Below are 14,922 nucleotides of genomic sequence, written 5' to 3'. Positions count from 1 at the left end.
CAGGGGTCAGCGCCAGGTCACTGACTGGCCGTGCTCACCGGTGTAGGCCACCACCCGCCCGTCCACCGCCATCGTGAAGTGGGTCGGCTCCGGCGGCCGCACGTGCTCCCAGTCAGGGAAGACCCGCCCGCCCTCGTTGGAGATCCAGTGCCCGGGCAGCTCACCCATCATCTGCTCCAGCTGCCTGCGCTCCTGCACCGACAGGTAAGCGGCCACCGCACTGTGGAAGACCACCAACGTGGCATCCTCGGGCGCCTTGGCCGCCAGCTCCGGCAACGCCTCCAGCAGACCGCCCCGCACCAACAGCGCAGGTTCGGCCGCGGCCACCGACGCCGCGGCCCGCAACCGCTCCACCCGCCCCGCCCGGGTCCTGCCGGGCCAGATGAGCGACTCCAACCAGCGCACGTCCGCCTCGCTACCGGCATCGAGCGGGTTCAGATCCAAGCCCGCCCGCCACACCACCCGCGGCACCGTCGGGGGGACCGGCACCGGCCCCCGTGTCTCACACTCCAGCAGCACCGGGCTGTGCGCCGGGCCGATCGGCGCACCGCCGTCATAGGAGTACCGGTACCGGTCCGGGTACAGGCACAGCCCCGCCGAGGCACCCACCTCGATCAACGCCAACGGCCCCTCCCACCGCGCCAGCACCGGCAGCAAGGTCGCGCACCGCCGCACCTCGTTGGTCTGGGTCATACGCTCCAACACCACCGCGCGCACCCGATCCCAGTGGGCCACCACCCACTCGGCAAACCCCGCGAAGGAGTCGGTGGGCCCACCCAGAAAACGCACCGCGCCCAACAGCAGGTTGGGTTGGCGCTTGTTACCCGCGGGCAGCGACAGCACCAGATCCAGCATCTGCTCGTCCTCGGCCACACCCAGAGCGATCCGCTCATAATCGGGCGAGCCACCAGCGGCGTAGCTGGCCGCGAATCGCCGGTAGGCGGCGACCATCCTCTCGCGCTCGGAGTCCGCTTCCACGCTCAACTGGCACCCTCTCTCACCAAGACAGCACGTGTGCGGCAACCTACTCCCCGCTACCCCGGGTCTTCACACCGACCCCGCTCCCACACGCTCCCGGTAGTGCGAGGGCGCGCACCCGAGCACCCGAACGAACGCCCGCCTCATCCCCTCATCGGTACCGAACCCACACCCCCGCGCGATCGCCGTCACCGGAGCCGACCCCTGCTCAAGACGCCGACGCGCCCACTCCACCCGCACCCGCTCCACGTACCGCCCCGGACTGCACCCCACCTGGGCGGTGAAGACCCGCGAGAACTGGCGCACCGACAACCCCGCCCGCTCCGCCATCTGCGCAAGCGACCACCCCTGCCCCGGGTCGGCGTCCACCAGGTGCTGCACCTGGCGCACCTCGGCCCGCTCCGCGCTCTGGGTCGTCAACTGGGTGGACCACTGAGCCTGCCCAGCCGGACGGATGAGGAAGACCACCAGCATGCGCGCCAGTTCCAGCGCCACCTGCCGCCCCAGGTCCTCCTCCACCACCGCCAGGGCCAGATCGATCCCCGACGTCACCCCGGCCGAGGTCCACACCTGCCCTGAGCGCACGAACACCGGGTCGCGCTCCACCTCCACGCCGGGAAACTCGCGGGCCAGGCGTGCGCAGTGCCGCCAGTGCGTGGTGGCCCGCCGCCCCTCCAGCACACCGGCGTGGGCCAGCACGAACGCGCCCGAGCACACCGAGGCCACCCGCCTCGCCCGACCCGCCAGCTCCCGTACCGCCGCCACCAGTACCGGGTCCGGGTGGTGGGCGCCCTCACCCCCGGCCACCACCAGGGTGTCGACCCTGCCCACCTGCTCCAGCGCCACCGAGGGCACCAACCCCAGCCCGCTCGAACACCGCACGCTCGCCCCGCCCGGGGAGGCGGTGCGTACCCGGTAGCGCGAACCCGCGGCGTGGGCCGCCCCGGCCCACACCTCCAGGGGGCCACTCACGTCCAGACTCTGCACGCCGTCGAAGACGACGATGACCACCTCGTGGTGGGCGCTGTGCTCGCTGTTGTGCTCCATGACCGCTATCCCACCAAGCCCCCACCACAGGTCACAAGGTCACACACCCCAACGATCCAGCCACCCACCCCACACCACCCAAAACACCCAGAAAAACCGACAAAAACCCCCGCCAAGCTGATGCCCTCCTCACCCACCCACCCCTAACCTGAACCAACGAGACCAAGGACACGAACAGATAACAAGAACTCTCACACGCCCGGGACAATCCCAGGCAGGAGACAACCACCCACACGAACGGACACCCGTGAGGCTCTCCACCCGCCACCACCTACGACACACCACCCACCACACCCCCCCACCCACCACACCCCTACTCCAGCTCCACGACGTGTCCCTCACCCACAACCACCACACCCTCATCCACCACCTCGACCTCACCCTGCACCCCGGCCAACACATCGCCCTCCTCGGCCTGCCCACCACCACCGCCCACGCCCTCACCCAACTCCTCAACCACCACACCCCACCCACCACCGGCCACATCACCACCCACACCACCATCCACACCACCCACCCAAACGCCACCCTCGCCCAAACCATCACCGGCCACACCAACCCCGACCACCACGACCCCTACCTCGCCCACACCCTGACCACCACCCACCTGAACCCCCACCACCTGCACACCCCCACAGCCGACCTCGACCCCGCACTCACACCCCACATCCACCACGCCCGCACCCTCCACGCCCACCACACCGGAGCCCACCTCCTACTCATCAACCAACCCACCACACCCACCCCCAGGCCCACACCCACCACCGCCCACCTCACCCTCACCAACCACCCACGCCTGACCCGCAACGCCGACCACATCCTGCTCCTGAACAACGGACGCATCACCGAAACCGGCACCCACCACCAACTCCTCGTCCGCGGCGGCGCCTACGCACGCCTGTACGCCCTCCAAAGCACCCAAACCCCACACCCCACCACGCCCTAAACTGGGGCCCGTGCCACCCATCACCAAGGAACTCACCGTCGGCCAGGTCGCCGAACGCGCCGGAGTCGCCATCTCCGCCCTGCACTTCTACGAACGCCAAGGCCTCATCCACAGCCGCCGCACCACCGGCAACCAACGCCGCTACCGCCGCGACACCCTCCGACGCGTCTCCTTCATCCGCATCTCCCAACGCGTGGGCATCCCCCTGGCACGCATCCGCCAAGCCCTGGACCAACTCCCCGAGAACCGCACCCCCACCCGCGCCGACTGGGCCGCGGTCTCCGCACAGTGGCGCGACGAACTCGACGCCCGCATCACCCAGCTCATCCGCCTACGCGACGACCTCACCGGATGCATCGGCTGCGGCTGCCTCTCCCTGGACACCTGCGTCCTCTCCAACCCCGAAGACGAACTCGCCGCCACCGGCCCCGGACCCCGCCGCCTCATGGTCGACCCCTTCAAGGACGAGGACTAAAACCCCAGGACCCCCACCGGAGCCACACCCCACCAGCGCCCCCACCGCTCCTCCACCAGCCAGCAAGAGCAAGAACCAACCGGGGACCACCCACTGACCGACCCACACCCACACACGCGAACACACACTCCACGCAAGCAACCCCAGGCACGCGCACACCCCCCTCCCACACCCGAGGAAGCCACACCCCCAGACACCACAAAGGCGGCGACGCCCCACCCCAGGGGCACCGCCGCCACACCAACAGGTCCTACCGAACTCTCACCAACCCAGAGCCCCTACAACCCGGAGGCCTCATCACGGCCGCGCCGGGCCAGCTCGTCCGCGCGTTCGTTGCCCACGTCACCGCTGTGCCCGCGCACCCACTTCCACTCCACGTCATACCGGGCGGCCACCTCGTCCAGGCGCTGCCACAGGTCCACGTTCTTCACCGGCTTCTTGTCCGCGGTCTTCCACCCGCGCTTCTTCCACCCGTGCACCCACGACGTGATGCCGTTGCTGACATAGGAGGAATCGGTGTGCAGCAGCACCGGCACGTCACGCTTGAGGCTCTCCAGTGCCTGGATGGCCGCCATCAGCTCCATCCGGTTGTTGGTGGTCTGCGCCTCGCTGCCGAACATCTCGCGTTCGTGTTCCCCGTAGCGCAGCCACACACCCCAACCGCCAGGTCCGGGGTTGCCGCTGCACGCCCCGTCGGTGTAGATGACCACACGTTCCGTCGACCCCTGGTCGACCTCGTCCCCGTTGTGCATGCCGGGCAATCTACCGCCCTCCCGGGTCACAAAAAGGCCACAGCCCCCACGACTGGGGCCACTTTCAGCGCCAATTCACCCCAATGGAGCCCACAAACCGGCCATTGCGGACCACTGACCCAACCAAAGGCGCCCCAAGCCCCAAAAAAACCAACCACCCAAAATCATCACCCACAGTAATAACCCCAGAACACAAAGCAGGGGCGCGCCAGGAAGAACCCGACACGCCCCCGCCCAAGACCCAGGGAACCACCCCGGCTACCCCGCCAGTTCGCGCTCCAGCTCCTGGGCGCGCTCCTCCCGGCGGGCGAACACGTTGTCCGCCATCTCGTTCATCTTCTTCAGCACCCGCTTGCGCTCACGCGCCGAGAGCCGGTCGATGTAGAGCTTGCCGAAGGTGTGGTCGGTCTCGTGCTGCAGGCAGCGCGCGAAGTAACCGCTGCCGCTGAGCACCACCTCGTTGCCGTCCTTGTCCAGCCCGCGCACCGTGGCGTGCTCGGCCCGCCCCAGATCCGCGTGCGGCCCGGGCACCGACAGGCAGCCCTCGTTCTCCACCACCACCGCGTCATCCAGGTCGCGCTCGTCCAACACCGGGTTGACCACGTGCCCCACGTGCCGCACCCCGTCATCATCGGGGCAGTCGTAGACGAACACCCGCAGGTCCACACCCACCTGGTTGCCAGCCAGGCCCACACCCTCGGCCGCGTACATCGTCACGAACATGTCGTCGATCAGCTGCGCCAGCTCGGCCCCGCCCAGCATCGACTCGGGGACATCGGCGTTGACCCGGTGCAGGACCTCCTCACCGGTGACCGTGACACGCAGGACACGACCCCGGGCGGCCTCGGGGGCCAGCTCCGGAAAGTCCGACACCTCCCGGCCCTGGACAACGGTAACGGGCACGGGCATGGACTGCTCCGACATGGTCCTACTCTCAAGGCGGGCTCAAGGGGATTCGGTGGCCACAACACCACCAAAGACGAAAAATAGCACGAACCGGCAGGTCGCCCCAGCACACAACAGCCAAGGCCCCCGGCCCCACCCGCACCGGACAGCGCTAACGGAACCACGCATTGCCCTGAATGAAGCACCGGGCCAGGTAGTCGCGCAACGACACCACCACCAGCCGCCTGCGGTCACTCTCATGATCCCACACCACGATCCCCGGACCGTAGTCCGTGTGAACGTAGGCGAACTGCGGCCCCATGTCCGAGTCACCGAAGAAGATCATCTCGTCGAAGGGCGCGTACAACTCCAGATAGTCCGGCTCCCCGCGCATCGCCAGGTTGTCCTCCACCAACCGACGAGCACTCCACACCACCGCGTCCCCGTACTCGTTGGTCACCCCGTCCGTCTCCCTCAACAGGGAGGCCAACTCGAACGGCAAGGGCAGCATCAGATGCTTCTCGACCTCGGCCAGGGTCACCTCGTCAGCCGGATCACTCAGATCGGCCTCGGGATACATCTCCAGGATCAGTTCACGCCACACACCCACGATCATCACAGGTCGTGGCAAGACACGGGAAATCGCGGACGGCGAGTTGCGCCGAAAATCGACCGAATCCCCACCCACACACCACACAAAACACCACTCACACCCCCCAACCACCCCACACCGAAACCCCGACCCACCCCCGACCGACTCACCAACAGACCACCCCACCTGCACCTTTCACACCGAACGCCCCACAAACGCCAAGAATGTCACCATGCGTGCACACACCAACACCAAAAGCCCATAATGGAACCCATGAAACCCACCACAACCCCCCACACCACCACCCCACACCCAACCCACCCACCAACCCCCACCGACAGGGGAGCCACCACCCCCGAAACCACCCACACCCACCCCCCAAAATAGAAACCCAGGAAGGCGCACCACCCACGAAAGAAGACACCACCATGGCCACCGCCAGCCCCACAGCCGGCCCCCTCACCGCCCTGGCCTACACCCTCCTCCTCGTCTCACAAAGCATCGCCGCCTTCCTCCTCCTCCCCCTCGTCCTCGCCTCCGCCATCCTCACCCTCATCTGGGTCGGCCTCCCCTTCACCATCCTCACCGCCACCACCCTGCGCACCATCGCCAACGCCCAACGCTCCACCCTCACCCGCATCAACCCCCAACAACCCGTCCCCGCCGCCTACCGCCCCCTCCCACCCACCGGCGTCCACACCCGCGTCCGCATCATCCTCACCGACACCGCCACCTGGCGCGACCTCCTCTGGCTCACCTCCGCCCCCCTCCTCACCTTCCTCGCCCTCGTCGCCCCCACCCTCTACGCCCACGCCCTCTTCCAAACCGCCTACGCCCTCTACCTCTGGCGCCACATCCCCGACTTCTACGGCGTCATCAGCCCCCAAACCCCCACCCAAGCCCTCCTCGTCCTCCCCCTCGCCCTCATCACCCTCCTCCTCGCCCGCACACTCCACCCCCTCACCACCACCGCCCACCACACCCTCGCCCGACTCATCCTCGCCCCCTCCGAAAAAGCCCGACTCACCGCACGCGTCGCCCACCTCGCCACCAGCCGCGCCGACACCATCGACACCCAAGCCGCCGAAATCCGCCGCATCGAACGCGACCTCCACGACGGAGCCCAAGCCCGCCTCATCGCCCTCGGCATGGACCTGGGCATGGCCGAACAAATCGTCGACACCAACCCCCAAGCCGCCAAACAGATGCTCGCCCAAGCCCGCGAAACCACCCGCCACGCCCTCATCGAACTCCGCGACCTCGTCCGCGGCATCCACCCACCCGTCCTCGTCGAACGCGGACTCGACGGAGCGGTCCACGCCCTCGCCCTCACCCACCACCTCCCCGTCACCGTCACCACCCACCTCACCGGACGCCCCGGCGACCCCGTCGAATCAGCCGCCTACTTCGCCATCGCCGAACTCCTCACCAACACCGCCAAACACGCCCAGGCCACCCACGCCTGGGTCCACATCAACCACGGCCGCCAACGACTGGTCATCACCGTCACCGACAACGGAAAAGGAGGCGCCCAACCCACACCCGAAAGCGGGCTCACCGGCATCGCGAGCCGCCTGGACGCCTTCGATGGCACGATGAACATCACCAGCCCCACAGGCGGACCCACCATCGTGACCCTGGAGATCCCTTGCGCGTTGTCATCGCCGAAGACCTTGCCCTCCTCCGCGACGGACTGATCCGACTCCTCGAAGCCCACGAATTCACCGTCGTGGCCGCCCTCGACAACGGACCAGACCTCCACAACGCCCTCATCGAACACAAACCCGACGTCGCCGTCGTCGACGTCCGACTCCCCCCGACCTTCACCGACGAAGGCCTCCAAGCCGCCATCCAGGCCCGCACCCACGTCCCCGGCCTGCCCATCCTCGTGCTCTCCCAACACGTCGAACAGCTCTACGCCCGCGAACTCCTCTCCGACGACGGCGGCGGCGTCGGCTACCTCCTCAAGGACCGCGTCTTCGACATCGGCCAGTTCATCGAAGCCATCCGCCGCGTCGCCGCCGGCGGCACCGCCATGGACCCCGCCGTCATCTCCCAACTCCTCGCCCGCCAGGACCAGAGCGGCCCCCTCGCCCAACTCACCCCCCGCGAACGCGAAGTCCTCGCCGAAATGGCCGAAGGCCGCTCCAACTCCGCCATCGCCGGACGCCTCTACATCACCGAAAAAGCCATCAGCAAACACATCAACAACATCTTCACCAAGCTCGACCTGCCGCCCTCCTCCGACGACAGCCGCCGCGTCCTAGCCGTCCTGGCCTACCTCAACGGCCAATAACCGCACCGGCCCACCACCCGACCAGGCCGACCCACCGCACCAACACAAAAGGCCGCGGCCCCGAAGGGACCGCGGCCACCACCGCCCAGCTCAGACAGCCAGCTCAGAACCTAGTCACGACGCACCCGGTACAACCCGTCGATCTCCTCCGAGAACGCACGCAGCACCGCCTCACGCCGCAACTCACCCGTCGGACGCACCAACCCCGACTGCACCGTGAACTCCTCCGCCAACACGTGGAACGACCGCACCGCCAAATGCCGCGGCACACTCCGGTTCGCCTCATACACCAGACCCTGCACCTCCCGCAGCAGATCACGGTCCCCCGCGATCTCCTCCGGCGCCATCGACAACGGACGCCCGTTCACCAACCGCCAGTACTCCAACTGATCACGCACCAACGTCACCAGAGCACTCGCGAACGGACGCCCCTCCACGATCACCAACACCTGACTGATCAACGGATGAGCCCGCAACCGGGCCTCGAACTCCGCCACCACCTCGGCATCACGCGAACGATCACCCGAAGCACCCCCGGCGCCGGCAGCGCCGCCGGTACCCGCCACCACCGCGAACTCACCCGTCCCCGGCCGCACCGACGTGGGCTCCCCCCGGCGCTCCACCGGCTCCTCCACCGCCGAAGCCACCTCCAGCTCCCGCGTGGGCGCCTCAGCCAACGGCAACGCCGCCGTGGCGGTCACCGCCGACGGCTCAGCCCGCTCCGCCGGCTCCCTCAGCACGACCGGGTCGGCCTCCACCGCCGGAGCGGGCCCCCGAGGCACGAACCGCCCCGGGACCTGCGCCATCGACGCCTGCGGCCGCAACCGCTCACGCACCCGCACATAACCCTCGTTGTCCACCTCGGCCAGCACACCCGTGGCCAGCCACCCCTCACGGAAGGCCGCCCGCGAGCCCTCACCGTCCGCCCAGTAGCCCGAGAACACCGCGCCACCGCGCACGTACAGCTCGCCCTCGCGCGAAACCCACACCTCACGCCCGGGCATCGCCTTGCCCACCGTGCCCGGCACTCGCTCACCCGGAGCGTTCGCGGTGAACACACCCGCGGTCTCCGCGGCCCCGTACACCTGCATCACCGGCACACCCACACCGCTGAAGTAACTGTCCAACCGCTCCGAGAGCCCCCCGCCCCAGCACACCGCCAGGTGCACCCGGCCACCCAGCAGATCCCGGATCTTGGAGAACGACCAGTCGTACATCGACCGCGACAGCCGCTGCCAGGCGCCCTTCTTGGGTGACTGGTCGAACTGCACCGCCGCGTCCATCGCCGCGTTGAACGTCCCCACCGAGTCCCAGTCCGTGGAGTGCGCGCTCTCCCGCTCCACACCGTGCACCCGCTCGAACAGCCCCGGCTGGCACACCAGCACCGTGGGCTTGAACCGCTCCAGCTCACGCCGCAACCGCCCCGGCGCCACCAGGCCCACCCGGATCCGGCCCACCGCACACGCCACCAGCGAGGCCAACCCCGCGAACTGCGACAGCGGCAGGTCCAGCACCGCGCTCGCCCGTCCAGGGGCCAGGCCCTCCAGCCGCGGCCACATCCGATCCACCAGATCGGCGGCGGCCGTCAGCAGCGCACCGTGCGAGAGCACCACACCCCGTGTCTGCCGCGAGACCGTGCTCACCGGGTACAGGATCACCGCGGGGTCCTCGGGCACCACCTCGTCGCGCCGGAACCGCACCGAGGAGGCGTCCATGTACGTGCCCAGGCTCACCACACTGGGCAGGCCCTCCTCCAGGCGCCACACCCGGCCCAGGTCCGGCAGCTCACGCTGTAGTCCCACCGCGGTCCGGTACTGGCGATCGCCCTGGACCACGGCCGCCGACGGGCGGGTCTGGCGCACCACATGCGCCACCCGCTCGGCCGAGGCCGTCTCCGGCAGCGGCACCAGCACCGCCCGCACCGACCACACCGCGTAGGCCACCCGCACCCAGTCCTGGTGTGAGGCCGACACCAGGAGCACCCGGTCGCCCTCAGCCACACCGGCCGCGACCAGCCCCTTGGCCAGAGCCGTCACCTCCGTGGCGAACTCCCCGGCGGTCCGGCGCTCCCAGGCCCCGTCCGCCAGGACGGAGAACACGTGCGCGTGCGCGTCAGAGGTCGCCACCTCATACACCAGGTCGCTCAACCCTGAGTGTGCTCGAGCCAACGAACCGGGGGTCTCGCCCATACCCTCATCCTCTGTCACATCATGAAGGCGGGCCCCACACGATTCCCACCCGCCTCAGTCGGGGAATTGTGCCCTACTGTGCCCATTTCCCCAACGAACGGCAACCTCAGGGTGCAGAACTCAAGACTCAGGGCAAAACAGGCAAGGACCTGGGCTCATCCCACCTTTGACCGGGCCGACCACACGAACGCCAACAACGACAACACCGCCACCGACGCCATCACCACGGACATACTCACCAACGAGGCCTCGCCCGAAGGCGTCATCCCCGCCATCGCCGCGATCGCACCGCCCAACGCGAACTGCAGCGAACCCATCAACGCCGAGGCCGTACCCGCCACCGCCACCGGCTGACCGTCCAAGGCCGACACCGTCGCGTTCGGCATGATGAACCCGACACTGAACATCATCAGCGCCAGCAGACCGGACACCATCCACAGCTGAGCCACCCCGAACAACGCGAGCGCCAGCAGCGACACCACCGCGACCAGCGCCAGCAGCAGACCCAACAGCAGCCGACGCGAGGTGTCCACCCGGCCCACCAGCAGACCGTTGCCCTGTGTCCCCGCCATCATCGCCAGCGAGTTCACCGCGAACAACCACCCATAGCCCTGCGGCGAGATCCCGAACTCGTTCTGCGACACGAACGAGAACGCCGAGACGTAGGTGAACAGCATCCCGAAGCTCAGCCCCAGCGTCAGCACCGGACTCACGAACTTCGGATTACGCACCAGCGTCCCCACCGTCGAGGCCAGCTGACGCGGACCCTGAATGCGCCGGGCCTCCTTCGGCAGGCTCTCGGGCAACCACAGCAGCACCAGCACGAAGCTCAGCGCCGACATCGCCGCCAGCACCCAGAAACTCAACTGCCACGGGCCCACCAGCAACAGCTGCGCACCCACCAGCGGCGCGAGCAGCGGGGCCAGCATCATCACCAGCGCGAGCCGGGAGAAGAACCGCACCGCGTCGTCACCCTGGAACATGTCGCGGACCACGGCCCGGGCCACCACCGCACCCGCGGCACCGGCCACACCCTGCAGGAACCGCAGCGCGATGAAGACCGTCACGTTCGGCACGAACACACACAGCACCGACGTCACCGTGAACAGCGCCACGCCCACCAGCAGTGGGCCGCGACGACCCCAGGCGTCACTCATCGGCCCGATGACCAGCTGCCCCACGGACAGGCCCAGCATGATCGCGGTCAGGGTCAGCCCGATCTGCCCTTCCGTCGCCCCCAGCTCCTGGGTGATCTGCGGAAAGGCCGGAAGATACATGTCGGTCGCCAGCGGCCCGGTGGCCGTGAGTACACCGAGGACCAGCACGAGCAGCGCGATCGACTTGCGCGACCGAGTCGAACTCGGGCGAATCTCCTGTTCAGGGGAGGCGGAGGGGGACGATGGGGACTGCACAGGCACTCCAGTTCGAAGAAACGTCAAGGGGTGGTTGGGAGCGTGCCCAGGGGTATGGACCACTCCATACCAACACCGAAGAGGAGGTTTTCGCTCCCCACCCAACCACCCAAAACCTGTGACGTCCCTTACGTCCCGGTCTCAGTCACCGCACCAACCGGTCCAACAACCTCTCCACCTCGGCAGCCGGATCCAGGGTCAACCCCCCGTGGATCGGCCCCGGCTGCACGATCGTGCTCCTGGGCGCGGTCAGCCACCGGAACCGCTGCCCCTGCCGCTCCCGGCCGGCCAGGCCCGCCTCAGCCCCGCCCCGGCACATCACCTCGACCGCATCCAGAGCCCGGCGCACCCCCGCCACGTCCACCCGGGGATCCAGCGCCCGCAGCCGGTCCTCGTCCAGGGCCGAACGCGACGCCAGGAACGCCCGCTCCTGCGAGTACACGATCACCCCGGCGTTCACGCACTCACCGCGCTCCAGCCGCGGGATCACCCGCAACAGCGCGTACTCGAACACCGCGCGTTCGCGCTCCACACCCACCTGTCCGGTGGTCACCGTGGTGTACCGCTCGCTCACGAGGACACCTCCGGCAGCCAGGAACGGTCCGCGACACGGGCCGACAGGTGCTTCACGTACGCCTCACGCACTTCCCCGGCCGAAGCGAACCCCGGCTCGTCCACCAGCCACTCGTCGGGCACCAGCCCCACCGCCTCCCGCAACAGGCCCTCGTCCACCAACGGGGCCAGGGCCGCGTCCGCCGCCGCCAGGTCCGGGGCGGCCCCGGACAGCACGTGGTCGGAGGCATCGTAGGCCCGACCCACGAACTTTTCGGCGTTGGCCCAGCTGTGGTGGAAGATCAGCGTCGCCCCGTGGTCGATCAGGTAGGGCCGGCCGTGCCACAGCAGCATGTTCGGGTTGCGCCAGGAGCGGTCCACGTTCCCGGTCAGCGCGTCGAACCACAGCACCCGCCCGGCGAACTCCCGGTCCACCTCGAAGGTCAGCGGGTCGAACCCCAGCGCACCGGGCAGGAAGTCCATCCCCAGGTTCAGCCCGCCGCTGTTCCTGAGCAGCTCCTGAACCTCCTGGTCGGGCTCACCGCGGGCGATGACCGCGTCGAACTCCACCAGGGCCAGTTCCGGAACCGGCAGCCCCAGGGCCCGCCCCAACTCACCGGTCACGACCTCGGCCACCAGCGTCTTGCGCCCCTGACCGGCACCGATGAACTTGACCACGTACATTCCCAGGTCGTCGGCCTCGACCAACCCCGGGAGCGAACCTCCTTCGCGCAGCGGTAGCACGTACCGCGTCGCGATCACCTTTTTCAGCACGCTGGCCAGCATAGGCACCGATCCGGACCGACGCGCCGACCCGCCGGAGCCCCATGCGCTGTAGCGGACACAGAAGAGTCGTGTCCCCCAACCCACCCGGACACGACCAGACCCTTCTCACAGCCCGCCTAACCAAGGCTGAACACGTTCTAGATACCGGCCAGCCCCGCCCCAGCGCGTTGAGACTCCCGGGGGAGGAGTTGGAAGGGGGGCGGCGTAGCCGCACAAAACTCTTTTCGTTGTTACTTGCTTTTATAGAAAAGCCGCGCCACCTTTACGTCGTAGATTTACAGCAGGAACGAAGACACTCCGGAGCCGACCCACTCCCGACCCAAGAAAAATGGGCGGGCACCGCCCCCTATCCTGGCTCTCTCCAACCCCGCCGTCTCCCCTCCCCGTCGCCCAGCCCTGGACCACACGCACTCCCCTCAAGGAGAAACGACGCTTGACACCCGCCTCTCCGGCCAGACCGTCCTGGTCACCGGTGGCTCCGGCGGCATCGGGGCGGCCATCAGTCGCGCCTTCGCCGCACAGGGGGCCCGTGTGGCCGTCCACTACCTCGCCCAGCAGGCCCCCGCCCCCGAGGGCTCCGCGTGGGAACACCTCACTCCCCCGCCGGAGGAGGGTGAGAAGCTCGCGACCGAGCTCGGGCACGGCTCCTTCACCATCGGCGCCGACCTGTCCGAGCCGGGCGGGGCCCCCTGGCTGATCCGCGAGGTCACCGAGCGGGCCGGGGCACTCAACGTCCTGATCAACAACGCGGCGCACTGCGAATCCCCGGACGCCGTGGACACCCTGACCCACGCCTCGATGGAGCGCCACTACCGGGTCAACGCCGTCGCCCCCGCCGTGCTCATCGCAGAGGCGGCCCGGCTGCACCGCGGCGACGACCCCCTGTCCGTCGTCAACATCTCCACCGACTCGGCTCGGGCGTTCCCCGGCCAGATCGGCTACGGCACCTCCAAGGGGGCGCTGGAGGCGCTCACCCGCGCCACCGCCCTGGAGCTGGCTCCGCGCGGGATCCGGGTGAACGCCGTCGCCCCCGGCCCCGTCCAGACCGGATGGATGGACGACGACCTCCTGCGTCGGGCGCAGGAGGTCGTGCCGATGGGCCGGGTCGGAACCCCGGAGGACATCGCCGACGCCGTGGTCTACCTGGCCTCGCACCAGGCGCGCTGGATCACCGGTCAGGTCCTGCAGGTGGCCGGCGGGCACGCGCTGTAAGACCCGCCGCCCCCTCGTCGACGTCTCCGCTCCCCTACCGGAGCCTGCGGGCGCGGATCACCGCGTCACGCATGCTGAACTCCCGGCCGTCCGGGCGGGTCACCCGGTGCGAGCGGTCCTCGGCCACGAGCACCTCCCAGTCCGCACGGTCCAGGTCGGCCGCGAGCTCGGGCGCGGTGAAGTGCACGTGCGCATCGTGTCCGCGGTCGTGGGTGCTCTGCTCGTCGCCGGGGTGGTGGCCGACGAAGAGCAGGGTCCCGCCCGGGGCGACCGCCGCCGCCAGTCGGGCGAGCAGGTCCCGCAGCGACCCGGTGGTGTGCACGTACTGGCTGTTCACCAGGGTGAAGTGGCCTTCCGGCGGGGCCCAGCGGGTCAGGTCGGCCTGCTCCCACGTGATGCGGTCCGCGATCTCGGGCCCCTGGGCGGCGGCTCGCTCGCGACCACGGCCCAGCGCGGTCTCGGACAGGTCCACCGCCTTCACCCGCCAGCCGCGCGAGGCGAGCCAGAGGGAGTCGCCGCCCTCGCCGCAGCCGGCGTCCAGCGCCGTGCCCGGTTCCAGGTCGGAGGCCTCCGCCAGCAGCTGCGGGCTGGTCCGCGCACCCTGGCCTCCGTGACCGGCATGCCCGCCGTGGCCGCCCGGCTCTCCCTGGCCGCCGTAGCGCTTCTCCCAGTACTCCTTGTCGAAGTCCTCAGACATTCAACACCCCTCTTCCCCCGGTACCGTCCGTGTCGCCAGCGGCTCCAGGCCGTGGCGCCGGTCACCCATGACCCGTTCGCAGAGCCGCGCCTCCGCTTCCGCG

General features: G+C 69.0%; 15 protein-coding genes. 5 read left to right on the top strand and 10 right to left on the bottom strand.

The features are described from left to right. Positions 1-6: 6 nt before the first annotated feature. Entirely contained in the window at positions 7-951 is a 945-nt protein-coding gene (locus tag NE857_RS16225) for a DUF2332 domain-containing protein (RefSeq protein WP_254422003.1), read from the bottom strand. A 96-nt stretch (positions 952-1,047) separates the two neighbouring features. Further along, entirely contained in the window at positions 1,048-2,025 is a 978-nt protein-coding gene (locus NE857_RS16220) for a GlxA family transcriptional regulator (RefSeq protein ID WP_254421753.1), read from the bottom strand. A 247-nt stretch (positions 2,026-2,272) separates the two neighbouring features. Here NE857_RS16220 and NE857_RS16215 point away from each other — a divergent pair, with 247 nt between their 5' ends. Both NE857_RS16215 and soxR read left to right on the top strand, forming a co-directional pair. Beyond that, positions 2,273-2,971 carry an ABC transporter ATP-binding protein gene (locus NE857_RS16215; protein ID WP_254421752.1) on the top strand — a complete coding sequence of 233 codons (699 nt, stop codon included), beginning with the start codon at positions 2,273-2,275 and terminating at the stop codon, positions 2,969-2,971. A gap of 10 nt (positions 2,972-2,981) precedes the next feature. Next, on the top strand, positions 2,982-3,446 hold the full coding sequence (soxR, locus tag NE857_RS16210) for a redox-sensitive transcriptional activator SoxR (protein WP_017580367.1): 465 nt from the start codon (positions 2,982-2,984) through the stop codon (positions 3,444-3,446). A gap of 278 nt (positions 3,447-3,724) precedes the next feature. On the opposite strand, the gene rnhA is transcribed toward soxR, so the two are convergent. From rnhA to NE857_RS16195, 3 genes are all read right to left on the bottom strand, one after another. Continuing rightward, positions 3,725-4,198 (bottom strand): ribonuclease HI, encoded by a 474-nt coding sequence (gene rnhA / locus NE857_RS16205; protein ID WP_017580368.1) that lies wholly within the window; start codon positions 4,196-4,198, stop codon positions 3,725-3,727. A 258-nt stretch (positions 4,199-4,456) separates the two neighbouring features. Next, on the bottom strand, positions 4,457-5,122 hold the full coding sequence (def, locus tag NE857_RS16200; protein ID WP_254421751.1) for a peptide deformylase: 666 nt from the start codon (positions 5,120-5,122) through the stop codon (positions 4,457-4,459). A 133-nt stretch (positions 5,123-5,255) separates the two neighbouring features. Beyond that, positions 5,256-5,699, bottom strand: a complete 444-nt coding sequence (locus NE857_RS16195) for an SMI1/KNR4 family protein (protein WP_017580370.1) — start codon at positions 5,697-5,699, stop codon at positions 5,256-5,258. A gap of 404 nt (positions 5,700-6,103) precedes the next feature. Between NE857_RS16195 and NE857_RS16190 the strand changes: the two genes are divergently transcribed. After that, entirely contained in the window at positions 6,104-7,372 is a 1,269-nt protein-coding gene (locus NE857_RS16190) for a sensor histidine kinase (RefSeq protein ID WP_254421750.1), read from the top strand. After that, a complete protein-coding gene (locus tag NE857_RS16185; RefSeq protein ID WP_017580372.1) occupies positions 7,324-7,971 on the top strand; it encodes a LuxR C-terminal-related transcriptional regulator in 648 nt (215 codons plus the stop codon). The genes NE857_RS16190 and NE857_RS16185 overlap by 49 nt, the downstream gene beginning before the upstream one ends. Positions 7,972-8,081: 110 nt before the next feature. Here NE857_RS16185 and NE857_RS16180 read toward each other — a convergent pair whose 3' ends face one another. The 4 genes from NE857_RS16180 to NE857_RS16165 all read right to left on the bottom strand — a co-directional run bounded on the left by NE857_RS16180 (position 8,082) and on the right by NE857_RS16165 (position 12,910). Then, positions 8,082-10,160 carry an AMP-binding protein gene (locus NE857_RS16180; protein WP_254421749.1) on the bottom strand — a complete coding sequence of 693 codons (2,079 nt, stop codon included), beginning with the start codon at positions 10,158-10,160 and terminating at the stop codon, positions 8,082-8,084. A gap of 155 nt (positions 10,161-10,315) precedes the next feature. Next, positions 10,316-11,572: a multidrug effflux MFS transporter gene (locus tag NE857_RS16175; protein ID WP_254421748.1), complete on the bottom strand. Its 1,257-nt coding sequence runs from the start codon at positions 11,570-11,572 to the stop codon at positions 10,316-10,318. A gap of 145 nt (positions 11,573-11,717) precedes the next feature. Then, positions 11,718-12,146 (bottom strand): DUF3037 domain-containing protein, encoded by a 429-nt coding sequence (locus tag NE857_RS16170; protein ID WP_254421747.1) that lies wholly within the window; start codon positions 12,144-12,146, stop codon positions 11,718-11,720. Then, positions 12,143-12,910, bottom strand: a complete 768-nt coding sequence (locus NE857_RS16165) for a HipA family kinase (RefSeq protein WP_254421746.1) — start codon at positions 12,908-12,910, stop codon at positions 12,143-12,145. The genes NE857_RS16170 and NE857_RS16165 overlap by 4 nt, the downstream gene beginning before the upstream one ends. A 462-nt stretch (positions 12,911-13,372) precedes the next feature. Between NE857_RS16165 and NE857_RS16160 the strand changes: the two genes are divergently transcribed. After that, positions 13,373-14,122 (top strand): SDR family NAD(P)-dependent oxidoreductase, encoded by a 750-nt coding sequence (locus NE857_RS16160; protein ID WP_254422002.1) that lies wholly within the window; start codon positions 13,373-13,375, stop codon positions 14,120-14,122. 34 nt (positions 14,123-14,156) lie between these two features. Here NE857_RS16160 and NE857_RS16155 read toward each other — a convergent pair whose 3' ends face one another. After that, positions 14,157-14,819 carry a class I SAM-dependent methyltransferase gene (locus NE857_RS16155; protein ID WP_254421745.1) on the bottom strand — a complete coding sequence of 221 codons (663 nt, stop codon included), beginning with the start codon at positions 14,817-14,819 and terminating at the stop codon, positions 14,157-14,159. Positions 14,820-14,922: the final 103 nt, after the last annotated feature.

The sequence above is a fragment of the Nocardiopsis exhalans genome (genome assembly GCF_024134545.1).
GTDB classification, from domain to species: Bacteria; Actinomycetota; Actinomycetes; order Streptosporangiales; family Streptosporangiaceae; genus Nocardiopsis; species Nocardiopsis exhalans.
This window is presented reverse-complemented; position numbering and strand designations above follow the sequence as displayed.

What these genes read in the sequence shown, in the direction of transcription:
- NE857_RS16225 (WP_254422003.1), bottom strand. Translation starts at nt 951, where the DNA reads ATGGTCGCCGCCTACCGGCGATTCGCGGCCAGCTACGCCGCTGGTGGC.
- NE857_RS16220 (WP_254421753.1), bottom strand. Translation starts at nt 2,025, where the DNA reads ATGGAGCACAACAGCGAGCACAGCGCCCACCACGAGGTGGTCATCGTC.
- rnhA (WP_017580368.1), bottom strand. Translation starts at nt 4,198, where the DNA reads ATGCACAACGGGGACGAGGTCGACCAGGGGTCGACGGAACGTGTGGTC.
- def (WP_254421751.1), bottom strand. Translation starts at nt 5,122, where the DNA reads ATGTCGGAGCAGTCCATGCCCGTGCCCGTTACCGTTGTCCAGGGCCGG.
- NE857_RS16195 (WP_017580370.1), bottom strand. Translation starts at nt 5,699, where the DNA reads ATGATCGTGGGTGTGTGGCGTGAACTGATCCTGGAGATGTATCCCGAG.
- NE857_RS16190 (WP_254421750.1), top strand. Translation starts at nt 6,104, where the DNA reads ATGGCCACCGCCAGCCCCACAGCCGGCCCCCTCACCGCCCTGGCCTAC.
- NE857_RS16180 (WP_254421749.1), bottom strand. Translation starts at nt 10,160, where the DNA reads ATGGGCGAGACCCCCGGTTCGTTGGCTCGAGCACACTCAGGGTTGAGC.
- NE857_RS16165 (WP_254421746.1), bottom strand. Translation starts at nt 12,910, where the DNA reads ATGCTGGCCAGCGTGCTGAAAAAGGTGATCGCGACGCGGTACGTGCTA.
- NE857_RS16155 (WP_254421745.1), bottom strand. Translation starts at nt 14,819, where the DNA reads ATGTCTGAGGACTTCGACAAGGAGTACTGGGAGAAGCGCTACGGCGGC.